The sequence below is a fragment of the Agrococcus sp. GW821-FHT14H11 genome, from assembly GCF_058803545.1.
The window spans coordinates 45,810-61,311 of sequence record NZ_JBXAPA010000006.1; the positions used below are offsets into that span (position 1 = coordinate 45,810).

Consider the following 15,502-nt stretch of genomic DNA (forward strand, 5'->3'; position numbering starts at 1 on the left):
TCACACCCGCGAGGCGAGCTGCGCGAGCACCTCGCCTGCGGGGCCCTCGGTCGCGCTGCGCCAGCCGGTGCCGGCCCACAGGTGCAGCCGGTCGGCATCGCCCGCTCGGCCCGCCGCCTGGCGGAGCTCGCGGGTGAGGTGGTGCAGGGCGGGGTAGGCGGTCGGCGCCGCGGCGTCGTGCCGGTCGATGAAGCCGTTGCGCAGCGCGCGCGCCGGTCGACCGGTGAACGCCCGGGTCAGCACGGTCTCGGTCCAGCGCGGATCCCGCAGCGCGGCGCGGTGCGTCGGCGAGGTGCCGGCCTCGTCGGTGCGCAGCAGGAGCGTCCCCACGGCGACCGCCTCCGCGCCGGCGTCGAGCAGCGCGCGCACCGCGGCGGGCCCGTCGACGCCGCCCGCGGCGATCACCGGCAGGTCGACCGAGCGCAGCACCCCGCGCACGACCGATGCCGTCGAGGCCGGCTCGATCGCGCGCAGCGGGTCGTGGGTCGCGGAGTGCCCGCCGGCGTCGGGGCCCTGCACCACGAGTCCGTCGACGCCTGCTGCGGCGGCGCGGCCGGCCTCCTCCGGCGTCGTGACGCTGGCGAGCACGCGCGTGCCGCGCTGCTGCAGGGCCGCGATCTCGGACCGCGGCGGCAGGCCGAACGTGAGCGAGACGACCGGCACGGGGTGCGCGAGCAGGTGGTCGAGCTTGGCCTCCCAGGCGTCGTCGTCCTCGACGGGCTCGGGGTCGAGTCGCAGGCCGTAGGCGTCCGCCTCCGGCTGCAGGCGCTCGGCGTACGCCGCGATCGCCGCCCGGTCCACCGCGGCGCTCGCGGGCACGAAGAGGTTGACCCCGAACGGCGCGTCGAGCGCGCGGAGCTGCTCGATCTCGCCCGCCATCGCCTCCGGCGCCTTGTAGCCGGCGGCGAGGAACGGGAAGGCGCCGGCCGCCGCCGCGGCGGTGGCGAGCGCCACCGAGGTCGGGCCGCCCGCCATGGGTGCGGCGGCGAGCGGCAGGTCGGTCGAGAGCAGGGAGCTCCTGGCGGTCATGGTGCCTCCGTCACGCCGCCGGGGCGAGCAGCTGGTGGGCCGCGAGCTCGCGGTAGAGCGGCGAGCTCTCGAGCAGCTCGGCGTGCGTGCCCGTCGCGAGCACGCGGCCGGCCTCGAGGACGACGATCTGGTCTGCGTCGACGACGGTCGCGAGCCGATGTGCGATCACGAGCGTGGTGCGGCCCTCGCTCGCGACGTCGAGCGCGAGCTTGAGCGAGGCCTCGTTGCGCGCGTCGAGGTTGGCGGTCGACTCGTCGAGCAGCAGGATCGGCGTTGCGGCGAGCAGCGCCCGCGCGATCGCGAGCCGCTGCCGCTCGCCGCCCGAGAGCAGCACGCCGCCCTCGCCGACCTCGGCGCCCAGCCCGTCGCCTGCGCGACGCACGAGCTCGCCCAGGTTCACCGACTCGAGCGCGGCGAGCAGCTGCTCGTCCGTCGCGTCGGGCGCGCCGAGCAGCAGGTTGTCGCGCAGCGACCCGGCGAGCACGGGCGCGTCCTGCTCGACGTAGCCGATCCGGGAGCGCAGGGATGCGCGGTCCACGTCGCGGACGTCCTCGCCGCCGACGAGCACGCGGCCGGCGTCCGCGTCGTAGAAGCGCTCGACGAGCGCGAACGCCGTCGACTTGCCCGCGCCCGACGGGCCGACGATCGCCGTGCGGGTGCCCGCCGGCACGGCGAACGACACCCCCTCGAGCACCGGCCGGTCGGGGGAGGACGGGTACGCGAAGGCGACGTCCTCGAAGGCGACCATCGGCGCTCCCGGCCGCGGCTCGAGCGCGACGCGCGCATCCGCATCCGTCTCCGAGGGGAGGCGCACGATCTCCTGGATGCGCCCCAGCGCGCCGAGCGCGACGCTCACCGCCGAGATCGCCCCGGCGAGCTGGCCGAGCGGCATGATCATGAGGAACAGGAACAGCAGGAAGCCGACCAGCTGCGCGATGCCGATCTCGCCCGTGGCGACCCGCAGGCCGCCGACGCCGAGCACCACCAGGAACGCGAGCTGCATCGCGACGCCGAAGATCGGCACGACGAGCGCCGAGATGCGCGCGACGCCGACACCGGCCGCGAACGCGTCGCCGGCGCGGTCGCCGATCCCCCGTGCCTCGCGCTCGGTCGCGCCCGCGGCGCGCACCGTGCGCACGGCCGAGATGGCGCGCTCGAGCGCGCTCGTGAGGTGCCCGACCTGCTCCTGCGCGCGGCCGGAGGCGCGCGTGAGCAGCGGCATCACCGCGAGCATCGCGGCGATCGCGACGCCCAGCACGAGCACGGTCAGGCCCAGCAGCAGCGGATCGATGACGAGCATCGCGATCACCGCGCCCACGAGCGTCAGCAGGCCGCCGATCGACTCGACGAGCCCCTGGGTGAGCACGGCGCGCAGCAGCGTCGTGTCGCTGCCCACCCGGCTGACGAGGTCGCCGACGCGGCGGGCGTCGAACTCGGCGATCGGCAGCCGCAGGAGCGAGCCGACGAGCGTGCGGCGCGTGCGCAGCACGACGTGCTCGCCGAGCACCTGCAGCAGGAAGTGCTGGAAGCCGTCGAGCACCGCGCCCACCACGACGATCACGAGCAGCAGGAGCGGCAGCCACGCGAGCGGCTCCGACCGCTCGACGCGGGCGATGAGCTCCTGCGCGAGGGCGGGCTGGGCGAGCGAGAAGGCGGCGCCCAGCACCGACAGCACGATGGCGCCGGCGAGCAGCCCCTTCTTGGGGAAGAGGTAGGGCAGCAGCTCGCGGACGCTCGCCCGCGGCCCGTCGTCGCCCCGCCGTCGGCCGAAGATCCCTCGTCGCTCGCTCATCGCATCCATTCTCCCGCTTCCCAGGGGCGCCGATGTCGGCGGCAGGGCCTAGCATCGGGAACCGTGCCAGCACCGGTGATCGAGGCCAAGGGCCTGACGAAGCAGTACGGCGACTTCACGGCGGTCGACGGGATCGACTTCGCGATCGAGCCGGGGGAGGCGTTCGGGTTCCTCGGCCCCAACGGCGCGGGCAAGTCGACCACGATGCGCATGATCGCGGCGACGTCGACGCGCACGTCGGGCGAGCTCCGCGTGCTCGGCTTCGACCCCGAGAGCCACGGGCCCGAGATCCGCGCCCAGCTCGGCATCGTGCCGCAAGCCGACCAGCTCGACGAGGAGCTGCGGGTCATCGACAACCTCATCGTCTACGGCCGCTACTTCGGCCTGCCGCTGCCGTACGTGAAGCGCCGGGCCGAGGAGCTGCTCGAGTTCGCGCAGCTCACCGAGAAGCGCAAGGCCCGCGTCGACGGGCTCTCGGGCGGCATGAAGCGCCGGCTCACGATCGCGCGCGGACTCATCAACAGCCCCAAGGCGATGCTGCTCGACGAGCCGACCACGGGCCTCGACCCGCAGGCGCGGCACGTGCTGTGGGACCGCCTCTTCCGGCTGAAGGAGGAGGGCACGACGCTCGTGCTCACCACGCACTACATGGATGAGGCCGAGCAGCTCTGCGACCGGCTCGTGGTGGTCGACAAGGGCACCATCGTCGCCGAGGGCAGCCCCGCCGCGCTCATCCGGCAGTACTCCACCCGCGAGGTGCTCGAGGTGCGGTTCGGCTCGAGCCGCAACGCCGAGGCCGCGACCGTGATCGAGGGCATCGGCTCGCGCATCGAGGTGCTGCCCGACCGCGTGCTCGTCTACGACGACGACGGCGAGGCGGCGATGTCGGCGGTGCACGAGCGCGGCCTGCAGCCGATCACGAGCCTCGTGCGGCGCTCGAGCCTGGAGGACGTCTTCCTGCGGCTGACGGGAAGGTCGCTGATCGAATGAGCGGCACGGTGCAGCGCCGCGGGCTCGTCGACGTGGGCGGCGTCGACCACGCCGCCGTCGCGCGCTCCTCGCGGTCGTGGGGCTGGTGGTTCGTCGCCGAGCACCGCATCCGGTCGATGCGCTCGTACGTCGCGTCGTGGGTCGCGATCGGCGTCGGCTCGCCGTTCCTGTTCCTGCTGGGGCTCGGCGTGGGCCTCGGGCTGCTGGTCGACGCCAACCAGGGCGCCGCGGGCGTCGACGGCGTGCCGTACCTGACCTTCCTCGCGCCCGCGCTCGCGATGGCGACGGTGATGCAGACCGCGTCGCAGGAGAACACCTACGGCGTCTTCGGCGGCTTCAAGTGGTTCCCGATGTTCTTCGCCATGAACGGCACCCCCATCGGGCCCGCGCACATCGTGATCGGCTTCCAGGTGTCGGTGCTCGTGCGGGTGCTGCTGCCGCTCGTCGCCTTCGTGCTCGTGATGGTGCTCTTCGGCATCGGCTCGGCCGCCGGGGCCCTCCTGCTCGTGCCCATCGGGCTGCTGCTCGGCGCCGCGGTCGGCTTCGCGGTGATGTCGTGGGTCGCGACGCAGACCGAGGACCGCGGCCAGCTCTCCTTCATCGAGCGCTTCGTGGTCGTGCCGCTGACGCTCTTCTCGGGCACCTACTTCCCGCTCGAGACGCTGCCCTGGTTCCTGCACTGGATCGGCTGGATCTCGCCCCTCTGGCACGCGGCCGAGCTCGGCCGAGCGGCGCTGTACGGCGCCGCGCTCGCCCCTGGCATGGCGCTCGTGCACGTCGGTTACCTCGTGCTGCTGGCCGCCGCCACCTGCCTGCTCTCGATCCGCACCTTCCGACGGAGGCTCGACCGATGAACGAGCAGCTGCTCGAGGCGCCCGCGCCGACCGTCCGCGGACCGCTCCGCGGCATCTACGCCGGCAACACGCGCTCGGTCGTGGCCCGCGGCCTCCAGGTGATCGCCCGCAACAACTGGCTCATCGTCGTCACCGGCTTCTTCGAGCCGGTCTTCTACCTGCTCTCGATGGGCATCGGCCTCGGCGCCCTCATCGGCACCGTCGAGTTCTACGGCGCCGAGGTGCCGTACGCGGCCTACATCGCGCCCGCGCTCATGGCGGTGAGCGCGATGAACGGCGCCGTGTACGACTCGACGATGAACGTCTTCTTCAAGATGAACTACGCGAAGCTCTACCAGCAGATGCTGTCGACCTCGCTCGGCCCGCTCGACGTCGCGCTCGGCGAGATCCTGCTGGCGCTGTTCCGCGGCCTGCTGTACGCGTCGGGCTTCATGCTCGTGACGACCCTCATGGGGCTCAACCTCTCGTGGACGGCGATCCTGGCGATCCCCGCGGCGCTCGTCGTGGCGTTCGGCTTCGCCTCGTTCGGCATGGCCATCACGAGCTACATGAAGACCTTCCAGCACCTCGACTACGTCTACTTCGTCATGATGCCGATGTTCCTGCTGTCGGCGACGTTCTTCCCCATCGAGGTGTACCCGCAGGGCCTGCAGTGGGTGATCCAGGCGATGCCGCTGTGGCACGGCGTCGACATGATCCGGCAGCTGACGACCGGGCTCATCCAGCCGTCGATCCTGCTGCACCTGCTGTACTTCGCGGTGATGATCGTCGTGGGCCTGTGGTTCACGACCTCGCGCCTGCGGGCCCTCTTCCTGCGCTGACGCCCAGGCGGCGTGCCTAGGGTGGGCGCATGGCACGCGTGCTCGTCTTCGCCCCCGCTCCGACGCTCACGATCACGGTCGAGGAGCACGAGGGCGCACCCGACGTGCACCTGCACGTCGGCGGGCAGGGCGTGTGGCAGGCGCGGATGCTCGCGGCGCTCGGCGCCGACGTGACGGTCGTGTGCACGGTGGCGGGGGAGACGGGCGCGGTGGCGCGGCAGCTGCTCGACCGCGAGGGCTTCGAGGTCGTCGCGATCGACCGCGACGGGAACGGCCCGGCCTACGTGCACGACCGGCGCAGCGGCGACCGGCAGGAGGTCGTGGAGGCGCACGGCGAGCCGCTGACCCGGCACGACCTCGACGCGCTCTACTCGGCGACGCTGCGCGCGGCGATGGACGCTGAGCTCGTCATCCTCTCGGGGCCCGACGGCGACGAGATGCTCGAGGCGGATGTCTACCGCAGGCTCGCGAGCGACATGCGCGAGCTCGGGCGCACCGTGCTCGTCGACCTCGCCGGCGAGCGCCTCGCTGCCGCGCTCGAGGGCGGCGTCGACGTGCTGAAGGTCAGCCACGAAGAGCTGGTCGACGACGGCCGGGTCGACGACGGCGACGACGAGGGTCAGCTCGTCGCGGCCGCGCAGCAGCTCGCCGACGACGGCATCGCGCTCGTCGCGGTCACCCGCGCGGACGCCGGCTCGGTCGTCGTCGGCGAGGAGGGCGCGTGGCGCGTGGTCGCGCCGCAGCTCGAGCCGGTGGACACGCGAGGTGCCGGCGACTCGTACACGGCGGGCCTCGCCGCGGCGCTCGCGGCCGGCGGCAGCCACGCCGACGCGGTGCGCCTCGGCGCCGCGGCCGGCGCCGTCAACGCCACGCGGCGCGGGCTCGGCACCGGCGACGCCGAGGCCATCCGCGCCATCGCCGAGCGGGTGGAGCTCGAGCCGATCGGGAAGGAGCGCTGATGCGCGCACTCATCACGAACGACGACGGCATCGACTCGCCGGGGCTCGCCGCCCTCGCGCGCGCCGCCGCCGACGCTGGCATGGAGGTCGTGGTCGCGGCCCCCGCCCACGAGCACTCCGGCGCCAGCGCATCCATCATCGCCACGCAGGGCACGGCGGTGACCGCCGCGGGCGGCAAGGGCACGGTGCGCTCCGAGCGCCGCACGGTGCCGGGCGTCGACGGCGAGGCCTACGCGGTGCACGCGGCGCCCGCGCTCATCGTGCTGCTCGCGCTGCACGGATCGTTCGGCGGAGTGCCCGACGTCGTGCTGAGCGGCATCAACCGCGGCGCGAACGTGGGCGGCGCGATCATGCACTCCGGCACCGTCGGGGCCGCGCTCACGGCGGCGCAGGGCGGCGTGCGCGCGCTCGCCGTCTCGCTCGACGTGGGGCTGCGCGACGGCGGCGACGAGCACTGGGAGACCGCGGCGGCGATCGCCGGCCGCGCGCTCGCGACGCTCGTCGGCGCGCCGGCAGGCACCATCCTCAACGTCAACGTGCCCGATGTGCCCGACCCCGCGGCGCTCGAGCTCGTCGAGGCGCCGCTCGCGCCGTTCGGCATCGTCCAGACCACGATGACCGAGCTCGACGGCGACGAGGTGCGGCTGTCGATCCGCGAGCACCGCGCCGCCGACGCGCCCGGCAGCGACATGGAGCGGCTCGCCGCCGGCAACGCGACCGTGACGGGCGTGCGCACGATCGCCGACCGCGGCGCCTGACGCGCGACGACGAGCGGCCCGCCACCCCGAGGGGCGGCGGGCCGCGGTCGAGCGGGGCGCGTCAGCGCTCCATGTCGACGTCCTTCGTCTCCTTCGACAGCAGCAGCGCGATGAGCGTCAGCACCGCGGCGCCCGCGAGGTAGACGCCCACCCAGAAGATGCTGCCGCCGCCCGCCGTCCACAGCGCCACCGCGATGAACGGCGCCACCGCGGCGCCCAGGATCGACGAGACGTTGTACGAGACGCCCGAGCCCGTGTACCGCACGTTGGTCGGGAACAGCTCGGGCAGCAGCGCGCCCATCGGCCCGAACGTGAAGCCCATGAGCGACATGCCGATGATGAGCCACGCCATCACGCCGACGAAGCCGGCGCTCGTGAGCGGCACCCACAGCAGGCCGAAGGCGATGATGCCGAGCGTCACGACGATGAGCGTCGCGCGGCGGCCGAAGCGGTCGGCGAGCGGGCCCGAGACGAGCGTGAAGATGCCGAAGAACACCACGCCGACGATGAGCATGATCACGAACGCGTTGTAGGAGTAGCCGAGCCCGGGGATCGCCGCGTCGGTGGGGGTGCGGCCGTACGTGAGCGAGAACGTGGTCATCAGGTAGAAGAGCACGTACGTCGCGAGCATGAAGAAGGTGCCGAGCAGCAGCTCGCGCCAGTGGTGGCGCACGACGGTGCCGAGCGGCAGCCGCTGGATCGTGCCCGACTGCTTCGCCTTCTCGAACGACGTCGACTCGACGAGCCGCAGCCGCACCCACAGGCCGACGACGACCATCACGGCCGAGAAGAGGAACGGGATGCGCCAGCCCCAGTCGAGGAACGCCTGCGAGGGCCGCGAGGGGTCGTCGCTCGGCAGCAGCGCGGCGATGATGAGGAAGAGGCCGTTGGCGATGATGAAGCCGATCGGCGCGCCGAGCTGCGGGAAGGTGCCGTACCAGGCGCGCTTGCCGGCGGGGGCGTTCTCGGTCGCGACGAGCGCCGCGCCCGACCACTCGCCGCCGAGCGCGAAGCCCTGCGCGAGGCGCATGAGCACGAGCAGCGCGGCGGCGAACCAGCCGACCTGCGCGTAGGTGGGCAGCACGCCGATGAGGAACGTGGCGATGCCCATCGTCAGCAGCGCGCCGACGAGCGTCGCCTTGCGGCCGAACTTGTCGCCGAGGTGCCCGAAGACGACCGAGCCGATGGGGCGCGCGACCATCGCGGCGCCGAACGCGGCGAACGAGGCGAGGAGGGCCGTCGTGTCGTCGCCGGTGGGGAAGAAGAGGTGCGGGAACACCAGCACGGCGGCGGTCGCGTAGACGTAGAAGTCGTAGAACTCGATCGTCGTGCCGATGAGGCTGGCGAAGATGACGCGGCCGCGGGAGTTGGCCGGCTGCGACGACGCGGCGGTCGTCTGGGTTGCGGAGATGGACATGCTGCTTCCTGGATGCGGTGGCGCGCGCTGGATGCGGGGTGGTGCGGCGCGCGCGAACGGTGCGGTCCGCTCGTGACGGGCCGGCCATCTGGGGGACGGCTGCGGCCCCGGGACGACGACATCCCAGTGTACCGAGCCGGGTAACCGGCCACGGCCTCGACGACCGTTGCCCGCCCGCCGTCGCGGCGCATCCGCCCGTCGTGGGAGGGCGGATGCGCCGGGCTCAGCCCTGCAGGGAGCGGAGCGCGAGCGCGGCCTCGACGACCGCCTCGGCGGCCTCGCGGCCCTTGTCCTCCTTCGAGCCGGGCAGGCCCGCTCGGTCGATGCCCTGCTGCTCGTCGTCGAGGGTCAGCACGCCGAAGCCGACGGGCTTGCCGGTGCGGATGGCGACGTCGGTGAGGCCGACCGTCGCCGCCTGCGCGACGTAGTCGAAGTGCGGCGTGCCGCCCCGGATGATGACCGCGAGCGCCACCGCGCCGTCGCACCCGGCCTCGATCGCCGCCTGCGCGACGACCGGCAGCTCGAACGAGCCCGGCACGGGCAGCTCGACCACGTCGGCGCCCATCTCGGCGAGCGCGCGCCGGGCGCCCTCGAGCAGCCCGGTCGCGATCTGCTCGTGCCACCGTCCGTGCACGATCGCGATGCGCATCCCGCTCGCGTCCAGCCCGCCCGTCCGCGGTGCTCCTGCTCCGGCCATCAGTCTTCTCCCTGCTCGTCGTTGGCTGCGATCACGGCCGGCAGCTGGTGACCCATGCGGTCGCGCTTGGCCGAGAGGTACTGCTCGTTGTGCTCGCCGACGCCCACGAGGAGCGGCACGAGCTCGGAGACCTCGATGCCGTGGCGCTCGAGCGCCTCCTGCTTCAGCGGGTTGTTGGAGAGCAGCCGGATGGACTGCACGCCCTGCTGCCGGATGATGCCGGCGGCGGCGCCGTACTCGCGGGCGTCGGCGGGGAGGCCGAGCGCGAGGTTGGCGTCGAGCGTGTCGAGCCCGTCCTCCTGGAGGCGGTACGCCTTCAGCTTGTTGATGAGGCCGATGCCGCGCCCCTCGTGGCCGCGGAGGTAGACCACCATGCCGTTGCCGGCCTCCTGGATGGCCTGGATCGCCGCGTCGAGCTGCGGGCCGCACTCGCACTTGAGCGAGTGCAGCGCCTCGCCGGTGAGGCACTCGGAGTGCACGCGCACGAGCGCGCCGTCGGCCAGCTCGTCGCCGGCGATGATCGCCACGTGGTCGGCGCCGGTCTGGCGGTCGCGGTAGGCGGCGACGCGGAACGTGCCGAAGCGCGTCGGCACCTTGGTCTCGACCTCGAAGGAGACGCGCGCCGACTCGTCGTTCGCGCCCTTGCACGCCGTCGGGAGCCCGCCCGCGTCGAGGTAGTCGATGAGGTCCTCGATGGTGATGACCGGCAGGTCGTGCTCCTCGCCGAAGGCGATGAGCGAGGGCAGCCGGCGCATCTCGCCGCCGTCCTCGACGAGCTCGCCGATCACGGCGACCGGCTCGAGGCCCGCGAGCTTCATGAGCTCGACGCCCGCCTCGGTGTGGCCCTTGCGCTCGCGCACGCCGCCCTCGACCGCGCGCAGCGGCACGATGTGGCCGGGGCGGCGCAGGTCCTGCGGGGTGGTCGCCGGGTCGGCGAGCACGCGCAGCGTGTGGGCGCGGTCGTCGGCCGAGATCCCGGTGGAGTCTCGGTCGGCGGCGTCGACGGTGATCGTGTACGCCGTCTGCCGCGCATCCTCGTTCTCGAGCACCATGAGCGGCAGCCCGAGCTCGTCGGCGCGCTCGCCGGTGAGCGGCGCGCACAGGTAGCCCGACGTGTGGCGCACCATGAAGGCGATCCACTCGGTCGTCGCGAGCTGCGCCGACATGATCAGGTCGCCCTCGTTCTCGCGCCCCTCGTCGTCGACGACGATGACGGGCTTGCGCTCGCGCAGCGCCTTGAGCGCGGCGTCGATGGTGGTGATGCTCATGATGCCTCCCGCTGCAGCTGCAGCATGCGCTCGACGTGGCGAGCGACGATGTCGGTCTCGATGTTGACCCGGTCGCCGGCGGCGCGGAAGCCGAGCGTCGTCGACTCGAGCGTCTCGGGGATGAGCGACACCTCGAACCACTGCTCGGCCTCGCCCGGCTCGCTCACGGCCGACACGGTCAGGCTGATGCCGTCGACGGCGACCGAGCCCTTCCGCACGACGAGGTGCGCGAGCGCCGGGTCGAGCGCGAAGCGCACGGTGCGCTGCCCCTCGGCGTCGACGACCGAGAGCACCCGCGCGGTGCCGTCGATGTGGCCCTGCACGATGTGGCCGCCCAGGCGGTCGCCGACGGCGGCGGCGCGCTCGAGGTTCACGCGGTCGCCCGGTCGGCGGTCGGCGAGCGTCGACATGTCGACCGAGATCTGCATGACGTCGGCCGTGAACGCATCCGCCGTCCGCTCGACCACGGTCAGGCAGAGGCCGTTGACGGCGATGGAGTCGCCGTGGGACGCGTCGCTGACGGCCAGGGGGCCGCGCACGGTGAGGCGCCAGGCCTCGCCCTGCCCGGTGCTGTGGGGCTCGAACGAGACGACCTCGCCGAGCTCCTCGATGATGCCGGTGAACATCACTGCTCGCTCTCTGTCGTGGCCTCGACCAGGAGGTCGCGGCCGAGCTGCTCGAGCCGCGTCACCGTGAGGCGGCGCTGCTCGTCGATCGTCCCGACGCCGAGGTCGTCGAGTGCCGTGCGCGGGCCTCCGAGGAGGATCGGCGCGAGGTAGACGGTGAGGCGGTCGGCGAGGCGCGCGCGGATGAACGCGCTCGCGAGCGTCGGCCCGCCCTCCACGTAGAGGGTCTGGATGCCTGCGGCGGCGAGGGCGAAGAGCTCGCGCTCGAGCTCGTGGCCGGCCGTGCGGAAGCCCCGGGGGTGCCGGTGCAGGGCGGCGGAGCCGGGCACGCCGCGCTCGCCGAAGACGACCGGGATCGGCTGCGGCGCATCCGGCTCGCCCTCGATGCGAGCGGTCAGCTGCGGGTCGTCGGCGAGCACGGTGCCGGTGCCGACGGCGATCGCGTCGTGGGCGCTGCGCTCGCGGTGCACGTGCGCGCGGGCCTCGGGCCCCGTGATCCACCGGCTGCTGCCATCGGCGGCGGCGGCGCGGCCGTCGAGCGACTGCGCCCACTTCACCGTCACGCGCGGCCGGCCGGTGCGCTGCACGAAGAGCCAGTCGGCGATGAGGGCCGCGCCCTCGGCCTCGCCGGCGCGCACGACCTCGACACCCGCCGCTGCGAGGCGCTGCGCGCCGCCGCTCGACGCGTCGCCGGGGTCGGCGGCGGCGTAGACGACGCGCGCGACGCCCGCGTCGAGCAGCGCGACGGCGCACGGGCCGGTGCGCCCGGTGTGGTTGCAGGGCTCGAGGGTGACGACGGCGGTCGCGCCGCGGGCCTCGGCGGGCGTGAGCCGCGAGAGCGCGTCGACCTCGGCGTGGGGCGTGCCGGCGCCGCGGTGCCAGCCCTCGGCGAGCACCCGGCCGTCGGGGGAGAGCACGACGGCCCCGACCTGCGGGTTGACGCCGCGGGGGCCGCGCAGCGCGAGCTCGCGGGCGCGCGCCATGGCGCCCTGCTCAGCGCCGCTGATCCCTGCCATGCCGTCCTCTCCAGAACGCGCGCGGGGATCCGAGGGGTCGCGTCGCGACCCCACGTGCGCCTCCCCTCCGGACTCTCACCGTCGGTACTGGAGTTCCACCAGCTCAGCCGAGCCGCGCCGCTCCTGCTGGAGGGCGCCGCTCGGGTCGCGGACTATCACCGCCGGTTCAGACTTGCACTGACCCCGGGCACGTTGCACTGCCAGCCTACAACTCGCCTCCGGCCGCGCCCATTCCCGTGCCCGCGCATCCCTGCCCGGCGGCCCCGCGGCGGCGGCCCCGCCGCCCGCCGCCGCACAACGCAAGCCCGCGGCGCGCGACCAGCGGGCGGCGCGGGGCCGCCGCCGCAGCCGTCGCTGATCGCGGCTGAGCGGCTTGCGTTGTGCGCGGCCGCTTCTGCACAGGTGGATGCGGCAGCTGCGCGGAGCGGCGGGCGGAACGGCCATCCTGCCGCGCATGTCGACGCTGAGGCCGCTCTCGCAGGGCGCCGTCCGGGTGGATGAGTATCGCGAGCTGCGCGAGGAGGGCAGCAGCCGAGCGGCGATCGAGGAGGGCCTGCGGCTGGGGCTGCTCGTGCGGGCTCGCCGCGACGTCTACGTCTGGCAGCCGGCATCCGACGCGCTCGTCTCGGCGCTGCGGATCGGCGGTCGGCTCGCTTGCGCGTCCGCCGCCGCGCACCTCGGGCTCTGGGTGCCGAGCGACGACCGGCTCCACGTGCACCTGTGGGACGGATCGACGCGGCTGCGCGATCCGCGCGACCGGCACCGGCGCCTCGAGCGGCGGGAGGGGCTCGTGCTCCACTGGGAGGACCTCGACCCGGACGATGGCGACCGGTGCGCCACCTCGGCGGCTGCCGCGGTCGCGTGCATCGCGCGCTGCTTCGGCGTGCACGAGGCGATCCGGGTCGCCGACTCGGCGCTCGACCGCGGGCTGGCGAGCCCGGCCGACGTCGAGCGGGCGCTCGAGGGGCTCGACTGGGACGGGATGCCTGCTGCCGCGGCCGTCGACGGGAAGTGCGGCTCGGGCTACGAGACCGATGCGAAGCTGCTCCTGCTCGCCGCGGGGCTCCAGTACGAGCAGCAGGTGCGGATCCCGCGTGTCGGCAGGGTCGACTTCGTCGTGTGCGGCTGCGTCATCGTCGAGATCGACGGCCGCGAGCACCACGAGGGCAGCTTCGAGGAGGACCGCCGGCGCGACGCCGAGGCGCTCCTGCAGGGCTACGTCACCGTGCGCCTCTCGGCGCGCTGGCTCGACGACAACGCGCACCGCTTCATCGCGCTGGTGCGCGCGGCGCTCGCGCTCCACCCGCGCGGCTGAGCACTCCCTCCGGCTGCCTCGCCTCGACCGCGCGCGCACAACGCAAGCCGTCTCGGCGATTCTTGCGGCGACGCGCGCGGGGGCGGTCGATCTGCCGCTGATCGGGGCCGTTGGGCTTGCGTTGTGCATCGGGGTGGGGGCGCGCTGACTGCCGGCACGCCGTCGGGTATTGTCGTACTGGGTACAGCAATCCCGGATGGGGGCACGACGACGTGGAGACCGAGCGACGGATGGACGTGGTCGAGCTGGGCGCGGGCGCCGACTACCGCGAGACCTGGGCCCTGCAGCGCGCGCTCCACGAGCAGGTCGTCGACGGCGCGCGGCCCACGCTGCTGCTGCTCGAGCACGCGAGCGTCTACACCGCGGGCACCTCGACGCAGCCCGGCGACCTCCCGACCGACGGCAGCGAGGCGATCGAGGTCGACCGCGGCGGTCGCATCACGTGGCACGGCCCCGGCCAGCTCGTCGCCTACCCGATCATCGCCCTGCCCGATGCGGTGCAGGTCGTCGACTGGGTGCGCCGGCTCGAGGAGGCAATCATCCGCGCGCTCGCGGCGAGCGGGCTCGCGACCCGGCGCATCCGCGGCCGGGCGGGCGTCTGGGTGGCGGATGCGTCGGGCGAGCGCAAGGTCGCGCAGGTCGGCGTGCGGGTCGCCTCGCGCGCCTCGATGCACGGCATCGCGATCAACGTCGCCAACTCGCTCGCGCCCTTCACGACGATCGTCCCCTGCGGCATCGCCGACGCCGGGGTGACGACCGTCGAGCTCGAGACCGGCAGCACGCACGACCCGATGGCGATCGGGCGCCGCTTCGCGGCCGAGCTCGAGCCGCTGCTCGACTTCGCGCCGTTCACCTCGGTGGCGCTCGACGACCGCGCGGCGGTGCACGCGTGAGCGCGTGCAGCCAGCCGGCGCAGGCGCAGGCGCAGGCGCAGGCCGACGCCACCCGCCCCGAGCCGCAGGGCCGGCGCATGCTGCGGATCGAGGCGCGGAACGCCGAGACGCCCATCGAGCGCAAGCCCGCCTGGATCAAGACGCGCGCCCGCATGGGCCCTCAGTTCCGCGAGCTGCAGGAGCTCGTGCAGGCGCAGGACCTGCACACCGTCTGCCAGTCGGCGGGCTGCCCCAACATCTACGAGTGCTGGGAGGACCGCGAGGCGACGTTCCTCATCGGCGGCGACCAGTGCACGCGCCGCTGCGACTTCTGCCAGATCGACACCGGCAAGCCTGCGCTGCTCGACCTCATGGAGCCGGTGCGGGTCGCAGAGTCGGTGCGCACGATGGGGCTGCGCTACGCGACCGTCACGGGCGTCTGCCGCGACGACCTCGAGGACGAGGGCATCTGGCTCTACGCCGAGACGGTGCGGCGCATCCACGAGGCCAACCCCGGCGTCGGCGTCGAGATGCTCGCGCCCGACTTCACCGGCCGCCGGCACCTGCTGCAGCAGCTGTTCGAGACGCGGCCCGAGGTCTTCGCCCACAACGTCGAGACCGTCCCGCGCATCTTCAAGCGCATCCGCCCCGGCTTCCGCTTCGAGCGCAGCCTCGACGTGCTGCGCTGGAGCCGCGAGGAGGAGCTCGTGACGAAGTCGAACCTCATCCTCGGCATGGGCGAGACCGACGACGAGGTCGTCGAGACGCTCGAGGCGCTGCACGAGGCGGGCACCGAGCTCATCACCATCACGCAGTACCTGCGGCCCTCGCCGCGCCACCACCCGGTCGACCGCTGGGTGGAGCCGGAGCGCTTCGCCGAGCTCGGCGAGATCGCGACCCGCATCGGCTTCTCGGGCGTCATGTCGGGGCCGCTCGTGCGCTCGTCGTACCGCGCGGGCACGCTCTACCGGCGCGCGCTCGAGGTGCGCGGCGGCGCGGTGCCGGCGCCGATCATCACCGGCATGGGTGCCGCGGCTCCGGCGGCGGCGGGCATCACGAACAACGCGCGCTGAGCGGGCGGGCGGATG

15 protein-coding genes and 1 riboswitch are annotated in these 15,502 nt (G+C 73.8%); of the genes, 8 read left to right on the forward strand and 7 right to left on the reverse strand.

Features of this window, described 5'->3' with window-relative positions:
* A complete protein-coding gene (locus AC1RNL_RS07980; RefSeq protein WP_492934930.1) occupies nt 1-1,029 on the reverse strand; it encodes an NAD(P)H-dependent flavin oxidoreductase in 1,029 nt (342 codons plus the stop codon).
* A 10-nt stretch (nt 1,030-1,039) separates the two neighbouring features.
* Complete coding sequence (locus AC1RNL_RS07985; protein WP_492934931.1) at nt 1,040-2,830, reverse strand: ABC transporter ATP-binding protein; 1,791 nt, start codon at nt 2,828-2,830, stop codon at nt 1,040-1,042.
* 54 nt (nt 2,831-2,884) lie between these two features.
* Here AC1RNL_RS07985 and AC1RNL_RS07990 point away from each other — a divergent pair, with 54 nt between their 5' ends.
* Genes AC1RNL_RS07990 through surE form a run of 5 tightly spaced genes read left to right on the forward strand, consistent with a single transcriptional unit; the run spans nt 2,885 to nt 7,203 of the window.
* The gene (locus AC1RNL_RS07990; protein WP_128188817.1) at nt 2,885-3,811 is read left to right on the forward strand and encodes an ABC transporter ATP-binding protein; all 927 of its coding nucleotides are present in this window, start codon (nt 2,885-2,887) and stop codon (nt 3,809-3,811) included.
* On the forward strand, nt 3,808-4,665 hold the full coding sequence (locus tag AC1RNL_RS07995) for an ABC transporter permease (protein ID WP_128188816.1): 858 nt from the start codon (nt 3,808-3,810) through the stop codon (nt 4,663-4,665). The genes AC1RNL_RS07990 and AC1RNL_RS07995 overlap by 4 nt, the downstream gene beginning before the upstream one ends.
* Nucleotides 4,662-5,486, forward strand: coding sequence for an ABC transporter permease (locus tag AC1RNL_RS08000; protein ID WP_128188815.1), 825 nt, complete (start codon nt 4,662-4,664; stop codon nt 5,484-5,486). The genes AC1RNL_RS07995 and AC1RNL_RS08000 overlap by 4 nt, the downstream gene beginning before the upstream one ends.
* Before the next feature lie 29 nt (nt 5,487-5,515).
* Nucleotides 5,516-6,445, forward strand: coding sequence for a 1-phosphofructokinase family hexose kinase (locus AC1RNL_RS08005; protein WP_364196554.1), 930 nt, complete (start codon nt 5,516-5,518; stop codon nt 6,443-6,445).
* Entirely contained in the window at nt 6,445-7,203 is a 759-nt protein-coding gene (gene surE / locus AC1RNL_RS08010; protein WP_492934932.1) for a 5'/3'-nucleotidase SurE, read from the forward strand. Before AC1RNL_RS08005 ends, surE begins: the two co-directional genes overlap by 1 nt.
* A gap of 61 nt (nt 7,204-7,264) precedes the next feature.
* Here the strand turns inward: surE and AC1RNL_RS08015 are convergent, their stop codons facing one another.
* The 5 genes from AC1RNL_RS08015 to ribD all read right to left on the reverse strand — a co-directional run bounded on the left by AC1RNL_RS08015 (nt 7,265) and on the right by ribD (nt 12,227).
* Nucleotides 7,265-8,620, reverse strand: coding sequence for an MFS transporter (locus AC1RNL_RS08015; protein WP_492934933.1), 1,356 nt, complete (start codon nt 8,618-8,620; stop codon nt 7,265-7,267).
* Between the two features lie 223 nt (nt 8,621-8,843).
* Entirely contained in the window at nt 8,844-9,317 is a 474-nt protein-coding gene (gene ribH, locus AC1RNL_RS08020) for a 6,7-dimethyl-8-ribityllumazine synthase (RefSeq protein WP_492934934.1), read from the reverse strand.
* The gene (gene ribB / locus AC1RNL_RS08025; RefSeq protein ID WP_364196546.1) at nt 9,317-10,585 is read right to left on the reverse strand and encodes a 3,4-dihydroxy-2-butanone-4-phosphate synthase; all 1,269 of its coding nucleotides are present in this window, start codon (nt 10,583-10,585) and stop codon (nt 9,317-9,319) included. Before ribB ends, ribH begins: the two co-directional genes overlap by 1 nt.
* The gene (locus tag AC1RNL_RS08030) at nt 10,582-11,211 is read right to left on the reverse strand and encodes a riboflavin synthase (protein WP_246992129.1); all 630 of its coding nucleotides are present in this window, start codon (nt 11,209-11,211) and stop codon (nt 10,582-10,584) included. The genes ribB and AC1RNL_RS08030 overlap by 4 nt, the downstream gene beginning before the upstream one ends.
* Nucleotides 11,211-12,227, reverse strand: coding sequence for a bifunctional diaminohydroxyphosphoribosylaminopyrimidine deaminase/5-amino-6-(5-phosphoribosylamino)uracil reductase RibD (gene ribD / locus AC1RNL_RS08035; protein WP_400529233.1), 1,017 nt, complete (start codon nt 12,225-12,227; stop codon nt 11,211-11,213). The genes AC1RNL_RS08030 and ribD overlap by 1 nt, the downstream gene beginning before the upstream one ends.
* 51 nt (nt 12,228-12,278) lie before the next feature.
* Nucleotides 12,279-12,421: riboswitch (FMN riboswitch) on the reverse strand.
* Between the two features lie 260 nt (nt 12,422-12,681).
* Here ribD and AC1RNL_RS08040 point away from each other — a divergent pair.
* The 3 genes from AC1RNL_RS08040 to lipA all read left to right on the forward strand — a co-directional run bounded on the left by AC1RNL_RS08040 (nt 12,682) and on the right by lipA (nt 15,487).
* Complete coding sequence (locus AC1RNL_RS08040) at nt 12,682-13,542, forward strand: DUF559 domain-containing protein (protein WP_492934935.1); 861 nt, start codon at nt 12,682-12,684, stop codon at nt 13,540-13,542.
* A 212-nt stretch (nt 13,543-13,754) separates the two neighbouring features.
* On the forward strand, nt 13,755-14,435 hold the full coding sequence (gene lipB / locus AC1RNL_RS08045; RefSeq protein ID WP_492934936.1) for a lipoyl(octanoyl) transferase LipB: 681 nt from the start codon (nt 13,755-13,757) through the stop codon (nt 14,433-14,435).
* 77 nt (nt 14,436-14,512) lie between these two features.
* Nucleotides 14,513-15,487 carry a lipoyl synthase gene (gene lipA, locus AC1RNL_RS08050; protein WP_492935018.1) on the forward strand — a complete coding sequence of 325 codons (975 nt, stop codon included), beginning with the start codon at nt 14,513-14,515 and terminating at the stop codon, nt 15,485-15,487.
* Nucleotides 15,488-15,502: the final 15 nt, after the last annotated feature.